This is a genomic window from Sphingobium xenophagum NBRC 107872, from assembly GCF_000367345.1.
Taxonomy (GTDB): Bacteria; Pseudomonadota; Alphaproteobacteria; order Sphingomonadales; family Sphingomonadaceae; genus Sphingobium; species Sphingobium xenophagum.
On sequence record NZ_BARE01000101.1, the window covers coordinates 1 to 4,085 of the forward strand.

The following is a 4,085-nucleotide window of genomic DNA, read 5'->3' on the forward strand; positions in this document are numbered from 1 at the left end:
GTTATGTTAATAGCGATACCACAAATGTCCATGTCCATTGTGTCCAGTGTGGTGGGGAAAGGCTTGCGGTCACAGGGTTCTTTCAACAGTATCTGCGACCGTGTCCACTTCGTTCGCCACGACGCCCTGGCAGGCTGCGCGCATCGAAATACCCGGCGGTCGCCGGTCGTGGACGGTATTGGATGATCGCGGCGATGTCGTCGAGTGCCTTCGTCACTGGATCATCCATCTTGAGCAAACCCATGCATCGCCGAACACGATCCGGGCTTATGTTCGCCACGTTGTCGACTTCGCGAACTTCCTCGCCGCCAACGGCGCCGGCATCCATGAAGCCACGGTTGCGCTGTACGACGGCTTCCTTGCCTGGCGGCTCGCACGCCGAAAGGATGTGCTGCCAAGCCCGCGTCTGATCCTGCTGCGCAAGCAGGAAACACGGGTTCTGGCACCATCGACGCGCAACCAGATCCAGCTCTCGGTTAAATCGTTCTACCGCTTCTACAACGGCACCGACGACTTCGCGGTCGATACGGCCGAGGTCACGAAAGCCTATGACGGTCACCGGACCTATAAGCCGTTCCTCGAGCATATCAGCCAGCGCCGCACGACACGGCGCAAGGACCGCTATCTGTCGGGCGATCCCGGTCGGGTTCAGCAGCAGGTACTCAAGAAGCGGCTGACGCCGAGTGAGGTACTGCGGCTGATCGAGGCGTGCGGGCTCGCGCGGGACGCGTTCCTGATCGTGTTGCTCTACAATACAGGCCTCAGAATCGGCGAAGCGCTGGGTCTGCGCCATGTTGATATCGATCTGGCCGAAAAGGTCATCTGGATCATTCCGCGCGAGGACAATGCCAACGGCGCCCGCGCCAAATCTGGCCGGACGCGCGGTGTGCCGGTCCACGACTACGTGCTCAACATGTACGTCGACTACCTGACCAGCGACGAATATCTGCCGGCCTTCGAGTCCGGAACTGAGTACGTCTTTGCCAATGTGAAAGCCGGCGCCATCGGGCACGCCATGAGCCTGTCCTACGCCCAGAAGCTCGCGGGCCTGCTGGAACAGCGCACGCATATCGACTTCAGCTGGCACATGTTCCGCCACAGCCATGCGTCCGAAGCGATCGCGGCGGGATACAGCCTGCTCGAAGTGGCCGATCGCCTTGGGCATGCCAGCCCACAGACGACAGCGGCTTTCTACCAGCACCTGTTCGCTTCGGAAATCCGCAGGCTTTACCTCACCGGTCCCGACGAGGTGCATGAAAGGCTTGAGAAACTTCGCGAGGCGGAGCTTCTCGGAAAGGACTTGCGATGGGCATGACGCCGCTGGCGCTCGTCGGCGGCACCCCGCACGATACCGATCGCTACAGCAACTGGCTTGAGGCGCGCCTCCTGGAAATGTCCTCCCTTCTCGTCGATAATCCTGTTTGGTCAGACGCCGTGATGAACGAGGTGTTCGGCCATCCCTGGCTAAGCCAGACATACGCAAGCCTGCCACTTGGCGCCGCGGTTCCGGTGTTGGCCAACGAAATCAAGGCCTACCTCGGGGCATCAGTGCTCGATGATCGCAAGGCGGATGCCCATTGGTTCCAGCGCCGGATCCCGGTGATCCGCTATCTGGTCGAGGAAGGCGCGAACCTGCTTCAGCACTTTGAGGCGGGCTGCCTTGCCGACATCCCTCACCCTGGCTTCCGAACGTCGGAGAGTGACGGTGCCCGGAATCACAATGATGCTGTCCTGGAGCTATACGCCGCTTGGTACGGCGCGAATTATGGGCGGCGAAGACTGAGCCAGACCCGCCAGTGGATCCGGGACGGAGAGATCGTCACCACGCAGTATCGATCACCGGAAGTGCAGCTGTTCGGCGATATCCATCGCTTCTCGATCATCAATCGTGCGCAAATGGCGCCGATGCATGACCGCAACATCATCCTGCTCAACGACCTCTACAGCGAAGAGGACACCCGCTTCCGCGACCGGCAGCGTCGGAGCGACACCTATCTGAACTTCCTGTGCTTCGAGCCGTGGTTGCGCCCGCTGATGCGCGGCTTTCTTCTGGACAAGGTCGCGCATGGCGAACTTGCGCCGGCGACCTTGGTGGGCATGCAGTCGCGCCTGCGAGCCTTCGGACAGTTCCTGCACGGCGAGGGCATCACCGAGCCTGGGCAGGTCAACGAACTGACCATGGAGCGTTATCTCGCTCGGGGAAACGCGCGGAATACCGCAGGCAAGAACTGGTACACTGACATCGTCCAGCTGCTGCGTGCAGCGCCAGTCCTCCTGCCGGGGCAATGGCCGCGGATCGCGCTCGACAAGCGCGCGGCGCGGCGCATCCGCTACAAGCAGGCGCCGGATGATCCTCGCAACCGGCTTTACGCCTCGCGCGAGGGTGCCAACCGGGCGGCCCCGCCGGAAGCTCTGACGGCCATGGTAGCAAAGCTTGACGAACTGCCCGCGCCCATCCCCGCGATCTTCATGATCGGCATCACGACCGGCGCGCGGGCCGAAGATCTGCATGCCCTGCTCTTCGACTGCCTGCGACCCGATCCGCACGACAAGCGGTTCATGCTGTTCACGTTCTGGCAGAACAAGGTCAGCCGCTGGAATACCAAGCCCTTGCTGCTGACTGATCCGGCGCACCAAGCCATGATCGAGCTGATCGAGGCCCAGCGAGATCGTGTCCGGCAGCGTCACGGCAGCGCGACGAAATACCTGTTCCCGGTCTTTTACGGAAAGCGCGAGTCGTTCCTCGGCAACAACTGGACCTTGCAGGAACTCAAGATGCTGTGCCTCAGACATGGGATCGTCGACGGCGAAGGCAAGCCGTTCGACTTCTCGTGGCATCCGCTGCGCCACCATCGCGGCACGCAGATGGCGGCCGAAGGTCACGACATCCTCAGCATCATGTTCGAACTGGGCCACGCCTCGCCCGATATGGCATCGATGTACGTCAACAAGCGCCTGGAGCTCAAAAAGAACGCCCTGCTCCGCAAGGGCGGCGGTCAGTTCTTCACGATCGCGGGCAAGGTCGATGAGGCCGTCGGCAATCTCTTGCTGCGCAAGGAAACGATGGTGGCCACGCGAGTCTGTGGCGGCGCCTGTACGCTGCCCGGCCAACTTGGCGAATGGTGCGAGCATGCCCATGCCTGCCTGACCTGCCGGTTCTTCCGCGCCGATGGCGACGATCTGGAGCACTTCTGCTGCGAGCGGGCCGGACTTTACGTCGCGATCGAAGGCCTCGAACAGGAAGCCCGGAATTACGAGGAAGGCGGACAGACCCGCATGGCCGACATCACGCGCAAGCGGCTACAACGCAACAAGGACGCCGTCCACAACACCGACACCATCATCCGTTCCATCGAGGAGCGCGGCCTCTACAAAGGCGAAAAACAGCGCTACAGGCCGGCCGCTGCTCGGGAGAAAGCGACGCCATGACCACGGGACCGGATCTGCGGATCGCCACCCTCAATGATGCTCGCAGCCGCCGCAGTGCTGAAAAGCGCGCTGCGGTCGAGGACGCGATCATGCGCCTGCGTGACACCAGGCAAGTTGTGACGTTCGTCTCGGTCGCCCGTGAAGCCAAGGTCAGCCGCCAGTACCTCTACAACAACTTCGCCGATGAGATCGGCGAGGAACGCGTAGAGACGCGCGCGGAAACCGAGGTAATCAACGGCAAGAAAATCCCGCTGCGGACGCCGGAGGAATACCGGCATATCGAAGCGGCGCTTCGCAACAAGATCGAGCGTCTAGAGACCGAGCTCAGGGATGCACGCGCTGAAAAGGCCAAGGCCAACCGCACCGCCGAACGCGAGCGCGGCAAGGCCGAACACTGGCGTCAGCTCTACACAGCTGTCCTTGCGCGCGTATCACCGGGGCAAGCACCTGCCCCGCTGCCGCCCACCGAAGACTGAACCGTCACGCTGCAATCGGGTTACAACCAAGCGAGTAGGAAGTGAGCCGCCTACGGCGTCTTGCACTTCCTACTCGCTTGATCGTCCAAATTATGGGTGAAACACAATGGACAGGCGTTATGCCATCAAACCATTGAAAATAATATAAAAGACACGATCAGGTGTTGATATATGTTAAAT

At 61.3% G+C, this 4,085-nt stretch carries 3 protein-coding genes; all 3 read left to right on the top strand.

Annotation, left to right across the window (positions count from 1 at the left end; all coding sequences use genetic code 11):
- Positions 1–100 precede the first annotated feature (100 nt).
- From SX1_RS21810 to SX1_RS21820, 3 genes are read left to right on the top strand one after another with little or no spacing between them, the layout of a single operon-like run.
- Entirely contained in the window at positions 101–1,315 is a 1,215-nt protein-coding gene (locus SX1_RS21810) for a tyrosine-type recombinase/integrase (protein ID WP_019054804.1), read from the top strand.
- Positions 1,312–3,429, top strand: coding sequence for a tyrosine-type recombinase/integrase (locus SX1_RS21815; protein WP_255209827.1), 2,118 nt, complete (start codon positions 1,312–1,314; stop codon positions 3,427–3,429). Before SX1_RS21810 ends, SX1_RS21815 begins: the two co-directional genes overlap by 4 nt.
- Positions 3,426–3,905, top strand: coding sequence for a hypothetical protein (locus tag SX1_RS21820; protein ID WP_019054806.1), 480 nt, complete (start codon positions 3,426–3,428; stop codon positions 3,903–3,905). Before SX1_RS21815 ends, SX1_RS21820 begins: the two co-directional genes overlap by 4 nt.
- Positions 3,906–4,085 lie beyond the last annotated feature (180 nt).

Excerpts from the sequence above, each read along its gene's own strand:
- SX1_RS21815 (WP_255209827.1), top strand. The coding sequence starts at position 1,312 with ATGACGCCGCTGGCGCTCGTCGGCGGCACCCCGCACGATACCGATCGC.
- SX1_RS21820 (WP_019054806.1), top strand. The coding sequence starts at position 3,426 with ATGACCACGGGACCGGATCTGCGGATCGCCACCCTCAATGATGCTCGC.